Genomic DNA, 20,295 nt, shown 5'->3' with positions numbered 1-20,295 from the left:
CGTCTCGGCGGGTGGGCATGCTAGAATGCCGGCCCGCTCGTTTCTCAGGTGCGTCATGCTACAAGACGTCTCGCTAGACCCACGCTTAGCCAACGACGAGGACCGCGAGCCGGCCACCGACCGCGCGCGTCCACCGCGGCGTGAATTCAAGGCCCGCGGCAGCTTCGTCGAACGCTGTGAAGGGTGCAATCTGCCGACCCTCAACTGCCTGTGCCCGTTCCGGGTCGAGGCTGACAGCCGCGCCCGGGTGTGGCTATTGACCCACCCCCTGGAGCACCACAAGCCGACCAATACCGGGCGGCTGATCGGCGACGTGCTGCCTGCCACGCGGGTCTTCACCTGGTATCGCACCGCCCCCGATGCAGACTTGCTTGCGCAGCTCGACGACCCGCGCTATGCGCCCTTCGTGATCTTCCCCGATGACCAGCCGGACTACGCCGAACGGGTGGTGGGCATGCCGGCGGTGGCGCGTGCCAAGGATCAGGAGAGGGTTCCAGTGTTCATCATCATCGACGGCACCTGGCGCCAGGCGCGGCGCATCTTTCGCAAGAGCCCCTACCTCGACGCGCTGCCGGTACTGCCGCTGAGGACCCAGCGCCAGACCCGCTATCGGCTGCGCAAGCCGGCCTCCCAGGCCCACCTGTGTACCGCGGAAGTGGCCATCGAGCTGCTGCGCCAGGCCGGCGACGTAGATGCCGCCGAGGTGCTCGACGACTACTTCGACGCCTTCAACGACAGCTACGCCTCGAGCCGCACCTACCACAAGATCGAGCAGCCCACACCGGCCATGCGCCGGCTGCTGTCGCGCCAGGGCCGCTGGCCCGCCTCAGCTACCGAATAGCGCCCCGGCGATGCGGAAGCCTGCCACCCAGGTGCCCGCTGCCGAGCCGAGAGTGGCGAGCAGGAACACCAGCAGGGTGCGCGATACGCGGTTACGCCACCAGCCCTTGAGCTGGGTGACGTCGTGGCGCAGGTGGGCGAAGTCGCCGACCTTGGGTTTGCGCATGAACAGCTCCACCCCGGCGGCGACGAACCCGGCGCCGATAGTAGGGTTGAGCGAGGTCAGCGGGGCGGCGAAGAAGGTCGCCAGAATGGTCACCGGGTGGGCCAGGGCGATGGTGGTAGCCGCCGCCGAGAGTACCCCGTTGATCAGGAACCACTCGCCGACCAGCTGCCAGCCGAGATCGGTGTTGCGCGAGAAGCCGATGGCGAAGCCGGTCAGCACCAGCGCGGTGATCGCCCAGGGCAGCATCCGCCACACCGGCGAGCGCGGCGGGGTGGCCTCCAGCGCCTCGCGCTCGGCGCGGGGCTCGGCGGGCAGCGCCTGACTCAAGTGCTCGGCCATGCCCTTGAGGTGGCCGGCGCCGATCACCACCAGCACGTGGCGATAGCGCCCGGGCGGGCTCTCCTCGCCGAGGCGCAGGGTCATGTAGCGGTCGCGCTCGCTGATCAGCGGCGTGTAGAGCGACTCGGACTGCTCGGCGAACTCGTTGAAGGTCGACTCCAGCACGTCGCCCTCCTTGAGTCGTTCGATATCGGCGGCGGAGACCTCCTGGCGCGACATCACGCTGCCCAGTAGCCCCGAGAACAGCGAGAAGCGCTGCCACCAGGGCACGTTGGCGTAGATGCGCTTGAGGGTGATGCCTACGTCACGGTCGATCAGCAGCAGCGGCAGGTCGTGGCGCTGGGTCTCCTCCAGCGCGGCGCGCATCTCGGCGCCGGGCTCGATGCCCGACTGCTCGGCGACACGCTGCTGGAAGGCCCCCAGCGCCAGGCTGGCGGCGACCATGCCGGCCTTGCCCTGACGGAAGATCTCGAACAGGTCCTGACCGGCCAGGGCATCGGGCTCCACCAGGCTGTGGTGGCGCGAGGCGCACAGCTCGATGGCCACCGCGTCAAAGTCGCCGGAGCGGACCAGCGCGCGCACCTCGTCGGCGCTCTCCTTGGAGACGTGGGCGGTGCCCAGCAGGGTGTAGCGGGTATCGCCCAGCTGCAGGGTCTGGCGAGGCCCGCCGCTGGGCGCTGCGGCCGGCTCGGCGCTGGCGGTGAGATCCTGGGGGTCGGTCATGAAGGCTCGCTGTGACGACAAGATGATCAGGCGATTATCCACGAAAGCCGCTGGCCACGCCAAACTTGGGGACGGCAACGATAGGTAAATCGCAGTAAACGTTCAACTGCTTTGAGACCGGGACTGATCCGGCGGCAGGCCTACGCGAACGCGCTGCGAACCCATCCCTGGGCGCTACTTTTGCCCTGCTTCGCTCTCGCATCCTGCTTCGCTTGCAGGACCGGTGCTGGTCATCCATGGCCAGCCCGTTCGGAGCAGTGCTCCTCACCCATGGCAAAAGACCTTCGCTGCGACCTGCCCCCGGCGTCCCTTGGCAGCATCTTCGACTAGCGCCGCCAGAAGGCCGGGGTGAACAGCACCAGTACGGTGAAGATCTCCAAGCGGCCGAGGATCATCGCCAGCACAAGGATCCACTTGGCCAGGTCGGGCAGCTCGCCGTAGTGGCTGGCGGCCTCGCCAAGCGCCGGGCCGAGGTTGTTGAGGGTCGAGGCCACCGTCGACCAGGCGGTGACCTGGTCGACGCCGGTGGCCATCACCCCGATCAGCATCAGGAAGAACAGCATCACATAGACCGAGAAGAAGCCCCACACCGCCTGGGCGATGCTGTCGGGCACGCTGACCTTGCCGACCTTGACCGCGATCACCGCGTTGGGGTGGATCAAGCGCATGATCTCGCGCATGCCCTGCTTGAGGATCAGGATGATGCGGATCACCTTCATGCCGCCGCCGGTGGAGCCCGAGCAGCCGCCGACGAAGGCGGCGACGAACAGCAGGAAGGGCAGGGCACCGGGCCAGGCCGAGAAGTCGGCGACGCCGAAGCCGGCGGTGGTGGCGATGGAAACCGCCTGGAACACGCCGTTGCGCAGGCCCTCGCTGCCACTGTAGGTGGCGGTCAGCCACAGCGTCAGCACGCTGATCACGCTTAGGCCGAGCAGGAACAGCAGCAGGAAGCGCGCTTCTGGATCATACAGGTATTGCGATAGGCGCTTTTCGCGCCAGGCGGCGAAGTGCAGGCTGTAGCTTATCGCCGAGACCACCATGAACAGCACACAGATCATCTCGATGGTGGCGCTATCGAAGTGGCCGATGCTGGCGTCGTAGGTGGAAAAGCCGCCGATGGCCACGGTCGAGAAGCCGTGGCCGATGGCGTCGAACCAGTCCATGCCGGCGGCCCAGTAGGCGATGATGCAGGTCAGCGTCAGGCTGGCGTAGATATACCAAAGCGCCTTGGCGGTCTCGGTGATGCGCGGGGTCAGCTTGGAGTCCTTGAGCGGCCCCGGGATCTCGGTGCGATACAGCGCCATGCCGCCCACGCCCAGCGTCGGCAGGATCGCCACCGCCAGCACCACGATACCCATGCCGCCCAGCCACTGCAGCTGCTGGCGGTAGTAGCGCACCGCCTCGGGCAGGAAGTCGATGCCGGTGATCACCGTGGCGCCGGTGGTGGTCAGCCCCGAAAACGACTCGAACACCGCATCGGTGACCGACAGCGCATAGGGGCCGTCGAGCATCAGCGGCAGCGAGCCGAAGGTCCCCAGTACCGTCCAGAACAGCGCCGCGATCAGGAAGCCGTCGCGGGTGCGCAGCTCCTTGCGCGCGTAGCGGTTGGGCAGGTAGAGCAGGGCCCCGGTGGCCACGGTGATCGCCATGGCGATGGCAAAGGCATCCCACACGCCGTCGTTGAACAGCAGCGAGATCAGGATCGGCGGCACCAGGGTCAGGCTGAACAGCATCAGCAGCAGTCCCAGGATGCGCAAAATAACGCGCAGGCTCATGCCGTCACGCTCCCGGTGCGAGCGTCCATGCCTGGCTCCCCCATCAGAAGAATGTCAGCCCGACCTGGAACAGCCGCTCCACGTCGCGGATACGGCGCTTGTCGACCACGAACAGGATGACGTGGTCGCCGGACTCCACCACCACGTCGTCGTGGGCGATCACCACCTCCTTGCCGCGCACGATAGCGCCGATGGTGGTGCCGCTGGGCAGGTCGATCTCGTCGATGGTGCGCCCCACCACCTTGGACGAGCGCGAGTCGCCGTGGGCGATCGCCTCGATGGCTTCGGCGGCGCCGCGGCGCAGCGAATGGACGTTGACGATGTCGCCGCGCCGCACGTGGGTCAGCAGGCTGCCGATGGTGGCCTGCTGCGGCGAGATGGCGATGTCGATCTCGCCGCCCTGCACCAGGTCGACGTAGGCGGCGTTGTTGATCAGCGTCAGCACCTTCTTGGCGCCCAGCCGCTTGGCCAGCATCGACGACATGATGTTGACCTCGTCGTCGTTGGTCAGCGCGCAGAAGATGTCGCAGTCCTCGATGTTCTCCTCCAGCAGCAGGCGCTTGCTGGTGGCGCTGCCGTGAAGTACCACGGTGCGGTCGAGGCGTTCGGAAAGGGTCGTACAGCGCTCCAGGTCGTGCTCGATGATCTTGACCTGGTGGCTGTGCTCGAGGTTCTCGGCCAGGCGCTCGCCGATATGCCCGCCGCCGGCGATCACCACCCGGCGGAAGTCGCGGTCGAGGCGGCGCAGCTCGCTCATCACCGCGCGGATGTCGCGGCGGGCCGCAATGAAGAACACCTCGTCGTCGGCCTCGATCACGGTGTCGCCGCGCGGGATGATCGGCCGATTGCGGCGATAGATGGCCGCCACCCGGGTGTCGACGTTGGGCATGTGGCGGCGCAGGAAGCCCAGCTCCTGGCCGACCAGCGGCCCGCCGTAGAAGGCCTTGACCGCCACCAGCTGGGCCTGGCCGCCGGCGAACTCGAGCACCTGCAGGGCGCCGGGGTATTCGATCAGGCGGCGGATATGGTCGGTGACCACCTGCTCGGGGCTGATCAGCACGTCGATGGGCACCGCCTCGTGGGCGAACAGGCCCTTGCGGGTGAGGTAGGCGGTGGCGCGCACCCGGGCGATCTTGGTGGGGGTGCGGAACAGGGTGTGGGCGACCTGGCAGGCGATCATGTTGACTTCGTCGGAGTTGGTCACCGCGATCAGCATGTCGGCGTCTTCGCAGCCGGCCTGGCGCAGCACCATGGGGTAGGAGGCGGGGCCCGACACGGTGCGGATATCCAGGCGGTTATGCAGGTCGCGCAGCCGCCCGCCGTCGGTATCGACCACGGTAATGTCGTTCTCTTCGTGGGCGAGATGCTCGGCCAGGGTGCCGCCGACCTGTCCGGCACCGAGAATGATGATCTTCATGCCACGCCTGTTCCCCTGCGATGCGTCGGCACAGCATAAACCAGCCGCCAGGCGAAGGACAGGCGGCGCGGCGTGTGGATCAGTGGCTCTCCAGGGTGAAGCCGACCTTGATGGTCACCTGCCAGTGGGCGATGCGACCGTGCTCGATATGTCCGCGGGTCTCGGTGACCTCGAACCAGCGCATGTCGTGGAGGGTCTGGTTGGCGCGCTCGATGGCCTGGGCGACGGCGTCCTCGATGCTCTCGGTGGAGGACCCGGTCAGCTCGATATGTTTGTAGATGTGCGACATGGCGTGATTCCTTGTCTGGCTTCACTGATTAAGCATGTGTTGCGCTCACCCCCAGTATAAGACGCCGGATGCGCCCCGGGGCAAGCCCGGGGCACCGGTCAGCTGCGAGCCTTTTCGAGCCGTGCATAGAAGAAGCCGTCGTGGCCGGCCTCGCGGGGCAGCAACTGGCGGCCGTCGCCGGACGGCCGGCCCCAGGCCACCGCGGTGGGGGTGGTCACGCGGGCGTCCGCGGTGCGCGCCAAGAACGCCTTGATCTGCTCGGCGTTCTCCTCGGGGAACACCGAACAGGTGGCGTAGAGCAGGGTGCCACCGGGGGCCAGCAGCTGCCACAGGCGGTCGAGCAGCTGCGTCTGCAGGCCGGCCAGCGCGCTGATGTCCTCGGCGCGACGCAGGCGCTTGATGTCCGGATGGCGGCGAATCACGCCGCTACCCGAGCAGGGCGCGTCGAGCAGGATGGCATCGAAGCGGTCCGCGTCCCAGCCGTCCAACCGGGTGGCATCGCCCTGCTCGACGCGGGCCGTCAGCCCCAGCCGTTCGAGCGTCTCGCTGACACGGGGCAGGCGCCGGGCATCGCTGTCGAGGGCGATGAGGTCGATCTCGAAGGCTTCGAGCAGGTGGGCGGTCTTGCCGCCGGGTGCGCAGCAGGCATCCAGGACCCGTGCCCCGGGCCGCGGCGCCAGCACCGGCCCGAGCAGCTCCACGGCGAGCTGGGCGGCTTCGTCCTGGACGCTGACGTCACCGTCGGCAAAGCCGGGCAGTGCAGTGACGTCGCAGGGGGTCTCGAGGGTCAAGCCGTCCGGGGCGAACTCGCAGGTGCGGCTCTCGAGCCCGCTCTCCAGCAGGCGCTCGCGATACACCTCGCGGCTGACCCGGCGCCGATTGATGCGCAGCGTCATCGGGCCAGGCGTATTGTTGGCGATGGCGAGTTCACGCCAGTCGTCGGGCCACGCCTGGCGCAATGCCTTGAGCAGCCAGGCCGGATGCAGCAGGGCGACGCAGGGGTCGCGATCGACCTTGGCCTGCAGCGCGCTCTGCTCGCGCTGCAGGCGGCGCAGGCAGCCGTTGAGTACCCGGGTGGCCCAGGCCTTGCCCAGCAGGCGTGCGGCACCGGCGGTCTCGCCTACCGCGGCGTGGGCCGGAATGCGCATGTACAGCAGCTGATAGATCCCCACCAGCAGCAGCGCCTGAACGTCGCGGTCGCGGGCCTTGAAGGGACTGCGCAGCAGCTCGTCGGCAAGCGCCTCGAGGCGCGGCAGGCTGCGGCACACGCCGTAGCAGAGCGCGCGAAACAGCGCGCGGTCGCGGGGCAGCACGGCGCTGTCGTCGAGGGCGGAGAGCGAGGCCTGGGCATCGATGACCGGCTGTAGCGCGCGGGCGGCAGCGGCTCGCAGCGCCTGTCCGCCGTGCTGGGGAGCGCGGGGATCATTCATGACGAAGCCTCCGGATGGGACAGTGGGGTCCCGGCGGCGAAACGCTCGCCGCGGGCCTTGAGCAGTTCACGCATCGGCAGCGCCTTGCCGCCGGGCAGTTGGGCCTGGGTCACGCACAGCACCTCGTCGCCCTGCGCCCCGCAGGCGATGCGCAGGGCATCCTCGTCGGCCTCCAGCAGGGTGCCCGGCGCCGCCTGCTGCGGGTCGTCGTCGCGACGCTCGCCGGCGGTGGCGAACCACAGCCGCAGGCGCTCGTCACCCAGCGCACACCAGGCCACCGGCCAGGGGTTGAAGGCGCGGATCTTGGCCGCCAGCTCGGCTGCCGGTCGCGAGAAGTCGAGCTCGGCCTCGGCCTTGGAGAGCTTGGCGGCGTAGGTCACGCCGGCCTCGGGCTGCGGCGTGGCACTGAGGCCGTCGCCGGCCAGGGCGTCGAGGGCCGTGACGATCGCCTCGCCGCCCAGCTCGGCGAGGGTGTCGTGCAGCTCGCCGCCGGTGGTGGTGGCGTTGATCGAGGTGCGCCGCTCGAGCAGCATGGCGCCGGTATCCAGGCCGGCGTCCATCTGCATGATGGTGACTCCGCTCTGACTATCGCCGGCCTCGATGGCGCGCTGGATCGGCGCAGCACCGCGCCAGCGCGGCAGCAGCGAGGCGTGCACGTTGAGGCATCCCAGCTGCGGGGTATCGAGTACCGCCTGGGGCAGGATCAGACCGTAGGCGACCACCACCATGATGTCGGCATCGATCGCCGCCAACTCGGCCTGGGCGTCGGCATCCTTGAGCGACGCCGGCTGATAGACCGGCAACCGGTGCGTCTGGGCCAGCGCCTTGACCGGGCTGGGGGTGAGCCTGCGGCCGCGACCGGCGGGGCGGTCGGGCTGGGTATAGACGGCCACCACCCGGTGCTGGCTGTCGAGCAGCGCTGCCAGATGGGTGGCGGCGAAGTCGGGGGTGCCGGCAAAGATGACGCGTAGGGCTTGGGTCATGACGTCGGGCCTTGAGGGGTCGGAAAACGATGCGACCATGATAGCCGATCGGCCACCTGCGAGGGCAGGCGCGGAGTCACAAGCGAGCCGGCCCGCAGCGCTGCTGCGGGCCGGCTCGGTGGGGGGTGAGGGTTACGCGTCTTGCATCAGCTTGTGACGCTTCTGCATCTTCTTGAGTACCCGTTCGCGCTTGAGCGGTGAGAGGTAGTCGACGAACAGCACGCCCTCGAGGTGGTCGTATTCGTGCTGAATGCAGTGCGCCAGCAGGCCGTCGGCCTCGAGTTCAAACGGCTGGCCGTCGCGGTCAAGCGCCTTGAGCTTGACGCGCAGGGCGCGGGGGACCTCGGCGTAGTACTCGGGAATCGACAGGCAGCCTTCCTGCAGCGGTTCGCGCTCGTCGCCGAGAGGCGTGTACTCGGGATTGATCAGGACCCGCGGCTGGCTCTGGTCGTCGCTGACGTCCATCACGATGACGCGGCGATGCACGTCGACCTGGGTCGCCGCCAGGCCGATGCCGCGCGCGTGGTACATGGTCTCGAGCATGTCGTCGACCAGCTGGCGTACCTCGTCGTCGACGCTGGCCACCGGTGCGGCCTTGGTGCGCAGGCGCTCGTCGGGATATTCGAGGATGGGTAACTTGGCCATGGCGTTGAAATCACCGTTATGCTGTTATCAAGGGATATGGCCATATTGTAGAGGGCGGCTGCGTGCAGTGAAACCGCCGGTTGTGCGATGCGCCATCGATAATAGCGATAAACCCGTTGAACGGGACGGTACCAGGGGGAAGCGAGAGCATGAAGATGAGCAAGGCGAGGCGGGGGGCGCGGTATGGCTGGCTCGCGGGCTGGGCGCTGTTGGCGATGCTGCTGGCCCTGCCGGCCATGGGGCAAGGGCTCAGCGACGCAGGCCTGCGCGGCGATGCACCGGATCGCTATACGGTAGTGCGCGGCGACACCCTATGGGATATCTCGGGGCGCTTCCTGCGCCATCCCTGGCAGTGGCCCGAGGTGTGGGAAGTCAATCCGCAGATCCGCAATCCACACCTCATCTACCCCGGCGATACGGTCTACCTCTACTACCGGGACGGCCAGCCGCGGCTCGGCCTGGAGCGCGGGCGCGGCGAAGTCCGGCTATCGCCGGAAGTGCGGCGCACGCCGCGCCGCGAGGCGGTGCCGCCGCTGCCGCTGGAGCGGGTCGAGAACTTCCTTACCGACTACCGCGTGCTCGACGACCCGGCGCTGGCCGACGAGCAGGCCTACGTGGTGGGCGGCGACGACCGCCGCCTGATCAGCGGCGCCGGGGATCGGATCTACGCCCGCGGCGATCTGGAAGATCACGGCCGGCTGGGCATCTACCGCCTCGGTGAGACCTACGAAGATAGCGTCACCGGCGAGTTCCTGGGACTCGAACTGGTCGGCGTGGGCCAGGCACGCTGGCTGCGCAGCGAGGGCGATATTGCCACCCTCGACGTGCTGAGTGCCAACCAGGAAGTGCGCAACGGCGATCTGGTGCTGCCGCTGGAGCGCGGCGAGCTGCTCACCGAGTTTCTGCCGCGGGCCCCCGAGCGGGCCGTGGACGGGCGGCTGCTGGCGGTGCCCGGCGGCGTCCAGTTCATCGGCCGGCTGGAGGTGGTGGCGCTGGACCGCGGTCGCCGCGATGGCCTGACCCCGGGTCACGTGCTGAGCGTCGAGCAGCGCGGTGAGCTGGTCACCGACCCGGTGACCAACGAGTCGCTGCGTCTGCCCGGCGAAGAGGCCGGCCTGGTGATGGTGTTCAAGAGCTACGAGCGGATGAGCTATGCGCTGGTGATGCGCGCCAGCCGCAGCCTGGCGGTGGGCGATCGGATCTTCAACCCCGACAGCAGCGCCACACTAGCGCAGCGCTAACGGCGCCGATACACGGAGGAGAGCGCATGACGGCCAGGGAGTGGCTGATACTGGCGGCGCTGCCCGGGCTAGGCCCGCGGCGCCTGGCGCAGCTTACTGCGGCCGCGCCGGCGTGGCCCGACGGCTGGCTGGCGGCGATGCCCGAGCCGGCGCGCAGCCACCTGCGACTGTGGCTCCAGCATCCCGCCCGCAGTCCACTGCAGGCCCAGCTCGAGGCGGCGCTGAGCTGGGACGCCGCGGCCGACCACCATCACCTGCTGACCCCTGCCCACGACCACTGGCCCGCGCTGCTGGCGCAGATACCCGACCCGCCGCCGGTGCTGTGGGCCAGCGGTGATCTGACCGCCTTGGCGCCGCCGGGCCTGGCGATCGTTGGCTCGCGGCGGCCGAGCCGCGACGGCCTGCACAACGCCCAGCGCTTCGGACGTGAGCTCGCCGAGCGGGGCTGGGTCGTGATCAGCGGCATGGCGCTGGGCATCGACGGTGCTGCCCAGCAGGCCGCGCTGGAGGCCGGCGGTCGCAGCGTGGCGGTGCTCGGCTGTGGGGTGGATGTGATCTACCCCCAGCGCCATCGCCAGCTGTATGCCCGCCTACGTGACGAAGGCGGGCTGCTGCTCGCCGAGCATCCCCCGGGCACGGCAGCCCATCCGGCCTTCTTTCCACGCCGCAACCGTATCGTCACCGGCCTGTCGCAGGGCGTGCTGGTGGTCGAGGCGGCAGAGAAGAGCGGCTCGCTGGTCAGCGCACGGCTGGCCGTCGAACAGAACCGCGAGGTATTCGCGGTGCCCGGCTCGATCCACAATCCCCAGGCGCGTGGCTGTCTCGCCCTGATCCGCGACGGCGCGGCCATGGCCACCTGTGTCGAGGATATCCTCGCCGAGCTGGGGCACTGGGCGGCCCCCAGCCAGGCGCTGCCAGCGCTTGCCGCTGCCGGCGAGCAGGATCCGCTACTGGCCTGGCTCAGTGACCGCCCGACGCCGCTCGATGCGCTGGTGGCGCTGAGCGGCCACGACGTCAGCGACTGCCAGCTGAGACTGCTCGAACTCGAGCTGGAAGGGCTCGCCACCCAGGCCGTCGGCGGCTGGATCCGCCTGCCGCGCTAGGGTTTATCATCGTTTCGGCCGGCCATGGTAGACTCTGCGTCCCATCATCTCGGCCAGGAGTCCTGTCATGTCTGAACGCGCGACGCCGCGCCTGTCGGTAGCCTCTGCCGCCACGGCACTGGCCCGCGGCGAGCTGGTGGCCTACCCCACCGAGGCGGTCTGGGGGCTGGGCTGCGACCCCGCCAGCGGTGAGGCGCTGACCGCCCTGCTGCGACTCAAGCAGCGCGATCCGGCCAAGGGGTTGATTCTGATAGCCGGTGAGATTGCCCAGTTCGCCCCCTGGCTCGACGGCTTGCCGCCAGAATTGCATGCGCCGCTGGTGAGCAGCTGGCCGGGACCCAACACCTGGCTGGTGCCGGACAACGGCCACAGCCACCCGCTGGTGCGCGGCGGCCACGCTTGCGTGGCGCTCAGGGTCAGCGATCATCCGCTGGTGCGCGAGCTGTGCGCGGCCTTCGGTGGCCCCATCGTGTCGACCTCGGCCAACCCGGCAGGCGAGCCCGAGGCGCGCTCGGCGGAGCAGGTCGAGGCCTATTTCGGTGCCGACCTGGCCGGCCTCGTCGAGGGCGAGCTGGGCGGGCGCGAGGCGCCCAGTACCATTCGCGATCTGGTCAGCGGTCGGGTGCTGCGCGGCTGACGATAACGACTTTTCCAACCATGATTCCAGGGAGGTAGCGTGGCCCACGCGCATCTCGACGAGGTCAAGCACTACCTGCTCGATCTGCAGGACCGGCTGTGCCGGGCTCTCTCCGACGAAGACGGCCGCGCCGACTTCCGTGAAGACAGCTGGACACGCGAAGAGGGCGGCGGTGGCCGCTCACGGGTGATCGAGAGCGGCGCCGTGTTCGAGAAGGGCGGCGTCAACTTCTCGCATGTCTACGGGGCGCAACTGCCGCCCTCGGCCACCGCGGCGCGCCCCGAGCTGACCGGGCGCAGCTTTCACGCCGTGGGCGTCTCCTGGGTGCTGCACCCGGAGAACCCCCATGTGCCCACCAGCCACGGCAACGTGCGCTTCTTCATCGCCGAGAAGAGTGGCGAGGCGCCGGTATGGTGGTTTGGCGGCGGCTACGACCTGACGCCCTTCTACCCGGTGCTCGACGACGTGCGCCACTGGCACCGCGTGGCCCGCGATGCCTGCGCGCCGTTCGGCGACGCGGTCTACCCGCGCTACAAGGCGTGGTGCGACGACTACTTCTACCTCAAGCACCGCGACGAGACCCGCGGCGTTGGCGGGCTGTTCTTCGACGATCTCAACGAAGGTGACTTCGCCGCCTGCTTCGCCTTCCAGCGCGCCGTGGGCGACAGCTTCCTCGACGCCTACCTGCCCATCGTCCAGCGCCGTCGCGGCGATGACTACACCCAGCAGCAGCGAGACTTCCAGCTCTATCGCCGCGGGCGCTACGTGGAGTTCAACCTGGTCTGGGATCGCGGCACGCTGTTCGGCCTGCAGAGCGGCGGGCGCACCGAGTCGATCCTGATGTCGCTGCCGCCGCTGGCGGCCTGGGAGTACGGCTATACGCCGGAACCCGGCAGCCCCGAGGAGGCGCTATATCGAGACTATTTGCGCCCCCGCGACTGGCTGGGGGAAGAGGAACTCTCATGACAGACCGCTACTGCGTATTCGGCAACCCGGTGGCGCACTCCAAGTCGCCGGCGATTCACGCCGCCTTTGCCGCCGAGCTGGGTGACGATATCGACTACACCGCCATCGAAGCGCCGCTGGACGATTTCGTCGGCGCCTGGCAGCGCTTTACCCGCGAGGGCGGGTGCGGTGCCAACGTGACGGTGCCCTTTAAGGAGCAGGCCTACCGGCTGTGCGACAGCCTCAGCGAGCGCGCCCGTCGCGCCGGGGCGGTCAATACCCTGGTGCTGGGAGCGGAGGGCGTCACCCACGGCGACACCACCGACGGCGTGGGGCTGGTCGGCGATATCCACGACCACGGCGTGGCGCTGGCCGGAGCCCGAGTGCTGGTGCTGGGCGCCGGCGGCGCGGTACGCGGCGTGCTCGAGCCGCTGCTGGCGGCCCAGCCGGCCAGCGTTCTGGTGGCCAACCGCACCGCCGAGAAGGCCGCAGCGCTGGCCGCCGACTTCGCCGACCTGGGGGCGATCAGCGGCGGCGGCTTCGAGGCCGTCGACGCCCCCTATGACGTGGTCATCAACGGCACCAGCGCGAGCCTCGCCGGCGACCTGCCGCCGCTGCCCGATGCCCTGTTTGCCGAGGGCGCCACCGCCTACGACATGATGTACGCCGCCGAGCCCACGGTATTCCTGCGCTGGGCCGCCGCGCGCGGAGCGCGCACTATCGACGGCCTGGGCATGCTGGTCGGGCAGGCCGCCGAGTCCTATCGCCTGTGGCGCGGTCAGCGCCCCGACACCGCCCCGGTACTCGCCGAGCTGCGTCGCCGGCTCTAGCGCTCACTGTGTCAGTCGTGCGCCCCGCCGGGCCTGGTCCGGCGGGGCGTCGTCGTTTTTGCCATGGCCGTTGCGTTTAATCGAGCGTTTGACGCCAGTGGCGAGCTTTCCTAGCCTGGCCAGAAGTCTTTGTTGTAAAGACGCCTAATCTCCGAATAACAACGCACAACGAGGCAGATAACAGTGAAAAATATGGCAGTGACGCGTTTCAACAGAACGCTCCTGGCGAGCGCCATGGGCCTGGCCGCGGCCTCCATCAGCGCTCAGGCGCTGGCCCAGGAGCCGGTGGCATCGATCGATCTGATGACCACCACCGAGTCCTACGACCCGATCCGCTACGAGGCGGCCTTCATGATCGCCGAGCGCTGGGAGGAGCTGGGCTTCGAGGTCAACGTCCAGCCCACCGAGTTCAGCACCGCCCTGGAGCGGTTCTACGACCAGCAGGACTTCGACGCTACCATCCTTGGCTGGAGCGGCCGCACGGATCGCCTCGATCCGCAGTTCTTCCTCAGCACCCTCGACTCACGCCAGGCCAACCCCGGCGGCAACAACCCCGGCGGCTACGACAATCCCGAGTTCGATGCGCTGTTCGACCAGCAGTCGCAGGCGTTCGACCAGGACGAGCGGCAGCGGCTGGTGATGGAGATGCAGGAACTCTACAAGCCGGATGCGCCGCTGGTGGTGCTGTTCCACCGCGACGAGGTGGTGGCCTACAACCATGAGGCCTTCGACGGCTTCGAGCCGATGGCCGGCGAGGGCCTGTACAGCGAGTGGGGCCCGATGGAGGCGACCCCGGTGGGCGAGCGCAGCACCCTGCGCATCGGCGGCCCTCAGGAGCCCGACAACCTCAACCCGCTGGCCTCCACCTCGGTATGGGGCTGGAAGTGGATGCGCCTCTACTACGATCGCCTGGTGCGCCTGTCGGCCGATGTCGAGCCGCTGCCCTGGGCCGCCGAGGCAGTCGAGCAGGTCGACGACACCACCGTGGCGGTGACCCTGCGTGAGGGCATGACCTTCCACGATGGTGAAGCGGTCACCGCTGACGACGTGGCCTTCACCTGGAACTACTACCTCGACCAGGACTACAGCTACTTCAACTCCTACCTGGCGGCGCTGGACAACGCCGAGGCGGTCGACGAACGCACCGTGCACTTCCATCTCAGCGAGCCCTCGGCGTCGTTTGCCAGCATCTCGCTGTCGCAGATCCCGATCCTGCCCGAGCATATCTGGTCGCAGATCGACGATGCCTCGACGCTGAGCCCCGACGAGGTGCCCACCGTGGGCTCCGGGCCCTTCCAGCACGAGCGCTTCGACCGCGGCGAGTTCATGGCCATCAGCAAGTTCGACGACCACTTCCATGCCGACGAGATCGCCGTCGACGGCGTCGAGTTCATCATCTATGCCGACATGGAGGGCGTCTACACCGGCCTGCAGACCGGCGAGATCGATGTCACCGCCTGGCGCATGGAGCCGGGTCAGATCAGCCTGGCCGAGAGCGAAGATCACCTCACCGTGGTCAACGTGCCCGACTTTGGCTACTTCCACATGACCTACAACCTGCGCCGCGCACCCTTCGATGATCGTGCCGTACGCCGTGCGCTGACCATGGCCAGCGATCGCGAGCGGATGGTCAACGTGCTGCTCGACGGTCGCGGCGAAGTGGGCTCCAGCGTGATCGCGCCGGTCAATACCTTCTGGCACGAGGCATTTATCGAGCGCTTCGATTTCGATATGGACGCCGCCCGTGCCGAGCTGGAAGAGGCCGGCTACACCTGGGACGAGGACGGTCGCCTGATGCGCTGAGCGCATCGCCAAGCCGCTTTTTCATAGGTGCTTGCCGCCACCCCGCGAGGCCCACAAGGCCGCGCGGGGTGGACGGCCGTTCACAGCGAGTCCGTCATGTCGTCACGCAGAAGCTACCTGATACGCCGTGTGCTGCACGGCTTCATGGCGCTGTTCATCATCGCCACCCTGCTGTTCTTCCTGTTTCGCCTGGGGCTACCCGACCCCACCGCCGCGCTGATCACCGAGGGGTTGAACCCTGAGGAGCGCGAGCGTATTCGTGCCAGCTTTGGCCTCGACCGGCCGATCTGGGAGCAGTATTTCATCTACCTGGCGAATATCGTCCAGGGCGATTTCGGCTACTCCTTCCACTACCGCGCGCCGGTGGCGGACATCATCTGGGAGCGGCTCGGTAACACCATGATCCTGATGCTGCCGGCCATCGTGCTGGCGTATGGGGTGGGCGCACCGCTGGGCGCCTGGCTGTCGTGGCGGCGCGGCAGTCGCGCCGACACCAGCGGCATCTTCGTCGGCCTGATGTTTCGCTCGGCGCCGATGTTCTGGACCGGCATGATCGCCATCCTGATCTTCGGCATCGGGCTCGGCTGGCTGCCCACCAGCGGCATGCGCACGCTGCCCTACGATGCCTCGGGGTTTCTCGACAAGATATTCACCCTCGACTTCCTGCACCACCTGATCCTGCCGGCGCTGGTGGTGGCGCTCTACTACCTCGGCTCGCCGCTGCTGATCATGCGCAACACCATGCTCGAGGTGTATGGCGAGGACTTTATCGAGATGGCGCGTGCCAAGGGGCTGCCGGAACGCCGCATCCTCTATGCCCACGCCGCGCGCAACGCGCTGCTGCCGGTGGTCACCCAGCTGGCGGTCACCATCGGCCTGGCCGCCGGCGGCCAGGTGGTGGTCGAGGTGGTGTTCTCGTGGCCGGGGCTGGGGCGTGAAATCCTCAACTCGGTGCGCACCTCCGACTTCCCCCTCGCCCAGGCCAGCTTCCTGGTGATGGCGGCCTTCGTCATTACCCTCAACCTGCTGGTCGACATCCTTTACACCATGCTGGACCCGAGGGTGAGCTTCAAATGAACCGATCACGACTGATGAAAAGCGCCCAGGAGCCGATCAGGGCGATCCTCGGCGACCGGCTGGCGCTGGTGGGGCTGGCGGTGCTGCTGTCGATCATCGCCATGGCGCTGTTCGCGCCGGTGCTCTCTACCCATGCGCCGCTGGCGGTCAACGAGCGCGAGGAGGGCTCGCTGTTCACCCGCAGCGTTGGCGATGGCCAGGTGCGCTGGCAGGCCTCGCCGCCGCTGGGCGAGGCGACCCTGAATGCCGCCGACTACCGCGATGGGCTGGGCATGGCGGTGGGCCGCGACGGCGTGGTGTGGCGCTATGCGGGGGGCGACTGGTCGCGCCTCGACACGCCACTTACCGCGACACTGAATGCGGTCAATATCCGCGAGGACGGCGCCACCCTGGTGGCCGGCGCCCAGGGCACGGTGGCGCTGTGGACCCCCGACGACAGCTGGCAGACCTTCGCCATGCCCGAGCCGCTGAACGTCAACGGCATTGCCTGGCGCGACGCCGACACCGCGCTGCTGGTGGGCGGCGGCGAGACCGTCTGGCAGCTCGACCTGACCAGCGGCGAGGTGACGTCGCTGGAGAGCCCGGTGGGCCGCGGCTTCGACCTCAACGGCGTGGCGCTGGACACCGACGGCAGCGCCTGGCTGGTGGGCGACCGCGGGCTGGCGCTGCGCCTCGATCCTGACGACGATAGCCTGACCCTGGAGCGGCTGCCCGGCAACCGCGAGCTCAACCATATCCATATCGCCGACAGCGGCGCCGGCCTGATCGTCGGTGAGCGCGGCACCCTGCTGGTGCGGGATGACGCCGAGGCCAGCTGGCAGAGCCAGGATGCCCCGGACTCCCGGGCCATGCGCGCCGGCTGGATCACCGACGAGGGCCACGCCTTTGCGGTGGGGCGCAGCGGCATCGTCTTCGAACGTGAGCCGGGCGGCAACTGGCAGCTGGTGCCCAGCGACGAGGAGCGTCACCTGCGGGCGCTGATGGTCACCGAGAGCCACTACTTTGCGCTGGGCTCGGACCGCTTCGTCAACCGCCTGGCGCCGCCCTCCGGTGAACACTGGTTCGGCACCGACCATCTCGGCCGCGATCTCTACAGCCAGAACGTTCACGGCTCGCAGATCGCCCTGCTGGTGGGCTTCCTGGGCGCCGCCCTGGTGGTGCTGATCGGCGCCAACGTGGGGCTGGTGGCCGGCTACTTCCGCGGCCGCACCGAGACCGTGCTGATGCGCACCGTGGATGTGATGTACGGGATTCCCTTCGAGCCCTTCGCGCTGATCCTGGTGCTGCTGTTCGAGCCCAGCCTGTTCATCGTCATTCTCGCCGTGTCGCTGCTCACCTGGCGCACCGTGGCGCGGCTGATCCGCTCCCAGGTGCTGAGCCTGCGCGAGCGGCCCTTCGTCAAGGCGGCGCGGGTCGCCGGGGCGTCGGACCTGCGCATCATGTACCTGCATATCTTCCCCAACGTGATGCCGCTGGTATTCCTCGAGCTGGCCATCATCGTCGGGGTGTCGATCATCGCCGAGGCGACGCTGTCGTTCCTCGGCCTGGGGCCGCCGCAGTCGATCTCGTGGGGCGGCATCCTGCACAACGCGCGGCTCTCCGGGGCCTGGCGCGAGGCCTGGTGGTGGAACCTGCCGCCGGGACTGCTGATCATGATCACGGTGCTCTCCGTGTTCTTCATCTCCCGCTCACTCGAGCTGGTGGCCAATCCGCGACTGAGGGCACGTCGATGAGCACATCTCCCTTACTGACCGTCGATGACCTGGCCATTCACTACCAGACCGGCGCCGGCCCGGTGCAGGCCGTGGACGGCGTAAGCTTCGCCCTCAAGCCCGGCGAGGCGCTGGGGCTGGTGGGCGAGTCCGGCTGCGGCAAGACCACCGCGGCCAAGGCCATGCTGCGGCTGCTGCCGCCCAACGGCCAGGTGCCGCGGGGGCGCATCGATTTCGCCGGCCGCGATCTGCTCGGCCTCGAACCCGAGGCCATGCGTCGCGTGCGCTGGGACGAGATCGCCTGGATCTCCCAGGCGGCGATGAACGCCCTGGATCCGGTCTATACCGTCGGCGACCAGATCCTCGAGGCGATGAGCGCGCACCGCAAGATCGAGCGCAAGGCCGCCTGGGCCCACGCCGAGCAGCTGTTCCGCGACGTCGGCATCGATCCCGGGCGGCTCTCCGCCTATCCCCACGAGATGAGCGGCGGCATGAAGCAGCGCGCGGTGATCGCCATGGCGCTGGCACTGGATCCGCAGCTGATCGTCGCCGACGAGCCGACCACGGCGCTGGACGTGGTGACCCAGGCGCAGATCCTGTCGCGGCTGACCAAGCTGCGTCGCGAACGCGGCCTGGCGCTGATGTTCATCACCCACGACATCTCGGTGGTGGTGCAGACCTGCGACCGAGTAGCGGTGATGTACGGCGGCCAGATCATGGAGACCGGGCCGGTGCGCGAGGTCTTCGCCAGCCCCTTCCACCCCTACACCATGGGCCTGACCAACGCCTTCCCGACCCTCGAGGGGGCCCAGCGCGAGCTGATCTCGATTCCCGGCAGCCCGCCGGACCTGCTCGACCCGCCGTCGGGCTGTCGTTTCGCCGAGCGCTGCCCCTTTGCCACCCAGCGCTGCACCCGTGAAACGCCGGCGCTGGCCGAGGTCGGTGACGGGCGTCATGCGGCCTGCCACTACCCCGAGCAGGCGGTGGATTTCCGCCAGCGGGCGGCCCAGAACGCCACCTGGCAGATCGCCGGTGAGCGCCTCGGCGAGCAGGTCCAGGGGGCGGGCAGCCTCGAGCGGCGCATGAGCGAGACGCCGATTCTCGAGGTCGAGGGGCTCAAGAAGTACTTCCCGGTGGAGCAGGGCTTCCTCGATGGCCTGCGCGGCAAGCACAAGGAGCGCAAGGTCCACGCCGTCGACGCTATCGACTTCGACCTGCGCGAGGGCGAAATCCTGGGACTGGCCGGCGAGTCGGGCTCGGGCAAGACCACCACCGGCGAGATGCTGGTGCGCCTGCAGGATGTCACCGCCGGCGAGATCCGCTTCGACGGCGTCAACATTGCGGCGCTCAAGGGGCCGGCGCTCAAGGCCTTCCGGCGCAGCGCGCAGATGATCTTCCAGGATCCCTATCAGACCCTCAATCCGCGCTTCACCATTCACGATATCGTCGCCGAGCCGCTGATCATCCACCGCCTGGCCGAGGGCGAGGCGCTGGAGCAGCGCGTGGTCGAGTCGCTGGAGCGCGCCGGGCTCAAGCCGGCCAGCGCCTACCAGGACCGCTTCCCCCACGAGCTCTCTGGGGGCCAACGGCAGCGGGTGGCGATCGCCCGCGGGATCATCCTCGAGCCGCGCTTCATGGTCGCTGACGAGCCGGTGTCGATGCTCGATGTATCGATCCGTGCCGGGGTGCTCAACCTGATGCGGCGCTTCCGCAACGAGCTGGGCATCTCCTTCGTCTACGTCAGCCACGATCTACCGACCATTCGCTATGTCGCCGACCGCACCGCGATCATGTACCTCGGCGAGATCGTCGAGGTGGGGCCCACTGATACCCTGATCCGCGAACGCAAGCACCCCTATACCCAGCTGCTGCTCGACGCCAGCCCCGAGCCGGACCCGGCGGTGGTCAAGCCGCCGCTGGAGAGCGCCGGCGAAATTCCCAGCGCCGTGGAGCCGCCCAACGGCTGCCATTTTCACACCCGCTGCCCCAAGGCCATGGCCCACTGCGGCTGGGAGGGGCGTGACGTGGCCACGGCGCTCAGCGAATGGCGGATTCGCGGTGGTGAGATACGTCACCTGGGCAACGCCAGCGTGACGGGTCTTGCCGCCCAGCTGGCGTTGGCGGAAGGCAGTGATGCGGCGGCGGCGCGCGAGGAGCTCGAAACGATTCTCTCGGCCAAGCATCCGTCGCTATGGCAGGCGGCCCAGGTCGAGGTCCGGGACGCGAGTCTCGGCGTGGCGTTCACCGCCCAGGCCTCGCCAAAGCGGCGGCTGATTGCCCGCGAGCACAGCGTGGCCTGCTACCTGTATGAGGAGGAGGTCGACCCCGTGTGCTAAGGCC

17 protein-coding genes are annotated in these 20,295 nt (G+C 68.5%); 10 read left to right on the top strand and 7 right to left on the bottom strand.

The window, feature by feature from the left end:
• Nucleotides 1-55 precede the first annotated feature (55 nt).
• Entirely contained in the window at nt 56-841 is a 786-nt protein-coding gene (locus BWR19_16170; GenBank protein APX94348.1) for a DTW domain-containing protein, read from the top strand.
• On the opposite strand, the gene BWR19_16165 is transcribed toward BWR19_16170, so the two are convergent.
• From BWR19_16165 to BWR19_16135, 7 genes are all read right to left on the bottom strand, one after another.
• Complete coding sequence (locus tag BWR19_16165; GenBank protein ID APX94347.1) at nt 827-2,068, bottom strand: conjugal transfer protein TraB; 1,242 nt, start codon at nt 2,066-2,068, stop codon at nt 827-829. The two genes, BWR19_16170 and BWR19_16165, sit on opposite strands and share 15 nt — an antisense overlap.
• Nucleotides 2,069-2,394: 326 nt before the next feature.
• Nucleotides 2,395-3,843, bottom strand: coding sequence for a potassium transporter (locus tag BWR19_16160; GenBank protein ID APX94346.1), 1,449 nt, complete (start codon nt 3,841-3,843; stop codon nt 2,395-2,397).
• 43 nt (nt 3,844-3,886) lie between these two features.
• Nucleotides 3,887-5,260, bottom strand: a complete 1,374-nt coding sequence (locus BWR19_16155) for a Trk system potassium transport protein TrkA (protein APX94345.1) — start codon at nt 5,258-5,260, stop codon at nt 3,887-3,889.
• A gap of 79 nt (nt 5,261-5,339) precedes the next feature.
• On the bottom strand, nt 5,340-5,549 hold the full coding sequence (locus BWR19_16150; protein APX94344.1) for a hypothetical protein: 210 nt from the start codon (nt 5,547-5,549) through the stop codon (nt 5,340-5,342).
• Between the two features lie 98 nt (nt 5,550-5,647).
• On the bottom strand, nt 5,648-6,979 hold the full coding sequence (locus BWR19_16145; GenBank protein ID APX94343.1) for a 16S rRNA (cytosine(967)-C(5))-methyltransferase: 1,332 nt from the start codon (nt 6,977-6,979) through the stop codon (nt 5,648-5,650).
• Nucleotides 6,976-7,962 carry a methionyl-tRNA formyltransferase gene (locus BWR19_16140; GenBank protein ID APX94342.1) on the bottom strand — a complete coding sequence of 329 codons (987 nt, stop codon included), beginning with the start codon at nt 7,960-7,962 and terminating at the stop codon, nt 6,976-6,978. Before BWR19_16140 ends, BWR19_16145 begins: the two co-directional genes overlap by 4 nt.
• Before the next feature lie 132 nt (nt 7,963-8,094).
• The gene (locus BWR19_16135; protein APX94341.1) at nt 8,095-8,607 is read right to left on the bottom strand and encodes a peptide deformylase; all 513 of its coding nucleotides are present in this window, start codon (nt 8,605-8,607) and stop codon (nt 8,095-8,097) included.
• A 155-nt stretch (nt 8,608-8,762) separates the two neighbouring features.
• On the opposite strand from BWR19_16135, the gene BWR19_16130 reads away from it, so the two are divergent.
• From BWR19_16130 to BWR19_16090, 9 genes are all read left to right on the top strand, one after another.
• Nucleotides 8,763-9,848 (top strand): peptidoglycan-binding protein, encoded by a 1,086-nt coding sequence (locus tag BWR19_16130; protein ID APX95070.1) that lies wholly within the window; start codon nt 8,763-8,765, stop codon nt 9,846-9,848.
• A 26-nt stretch (nt 9,849-9,874) separates the two neighbouring features.
• On the top strand, nt 9,875-10,951 hold the full coding sequence (locus tag BWR19_16125) for a DNA protecting protein DprA (protein ID APX94340.1): 1,077 nt from the start codon (nt 9,875-9,877) through the stop codon (nt 10,949-10,951).
• 67 nt (nt 10,952-11,018) lie between these two features.
• Nucleotides 11,019-11,588: a tRNA threonylcarbamoyladenosine biosynthesis protein RimN gene (locus BWR19_16120; protein APX94339.1), complete on the top strand. Its 570-nt coding sequence runs from the start codon at nt 11,019-11,021 to the stop codon at nt 11,586-11,588.
• 39 nt (nt 11,589-11,627) lie between these two features.
• Nucleotides 11,628-12,554 (top strand): coproporphyrinogen III oxidase, encoded by a 927-nt coding sequence (locus BWR19_16115; GenBank protein APX94338.1) that lies wholly within the window; start codon nt 11,628-11,630, stop codon nt 12,552-12,554.
• Nucleotides 12,551-13,363: a shikimate dehydrogenase gene (locus tag BWR19_16110; GenBank protein APX94337.1), complete on the top strand. Its 813-nt coding sequence runs from the start codon at nt 12,551-12,553 to the stop codon at nt 13,361-13,363. Before BWR19_16115 ends, BWR19_16110 begins: the two co-directional genes overlap by 4 nt.
• Before the next feature lie 192 nt (nt 13,364-13,555).
• Nucleotides 13,556-15,166 carry an ABC transporter substrate-binding protein gene (locus BWR19_16105; protein APX94336.1) on the top strand — a complete coding sequence of 537 codons (1,611 nt, stop codon included), beginning with the start codon at nt 13,556-13,558 and terminating at the stop codon, nt 15,164-15,166.
• A gap of 96 nt (nt 15,167-15,262) precedes the next feature.
• The gene (locus tag BWR19_16100) at nt 15,263-16,243 is read left to right on the top strand and encodes a peptide ABC transporter permease (protein ID APX94335.1); all 981 of its coding nucleotides are present in this window, start codon (nt 15,263-15,265) and stop codon (nt 16,241-16,243) included.
• Entirely contained in the window at nt 16,240-17,976 is a 1,737-nt protein-coding gene (locus BWR19_16095; protein APX94334.1) for an ABC transporter permease, read from the top strand. The genes BWR19_16100 and BWR19_16095 overlap by 4 nt, the downstream gene beginning before the upstream one ends.
• Nucleotides 17,973-20,291: a glutathione ABC transporter ATP-binding protein gene (locus tag BWR19_16090; protein APX94333.1), complete on the top strand. Its 2,319-nt coding sequence runs from the start codon at nt 17,973-17,975 to the stop codon at nt 20,289-20,291. The genes BWR19_16095 and BWR19_16090 overlap by 4 nt, the downstream gene beginning before the upstream one ends.
• Nucleotides 20,292-20,295 lie beyond the last annotated feature (4 nt).

Origin of the sequence: Halomonas sp. 1513, assembly GCA_001971685.1 — a bacterium.
GTDB lineage: Bacteria > Pseudomonadota > Gammaproteobacteria > Pseudomonadales > Halomonadaceae > Franzmannia.
This window is presented reverse-complemented; position numbering and strand designations above follow the sequence as displayed.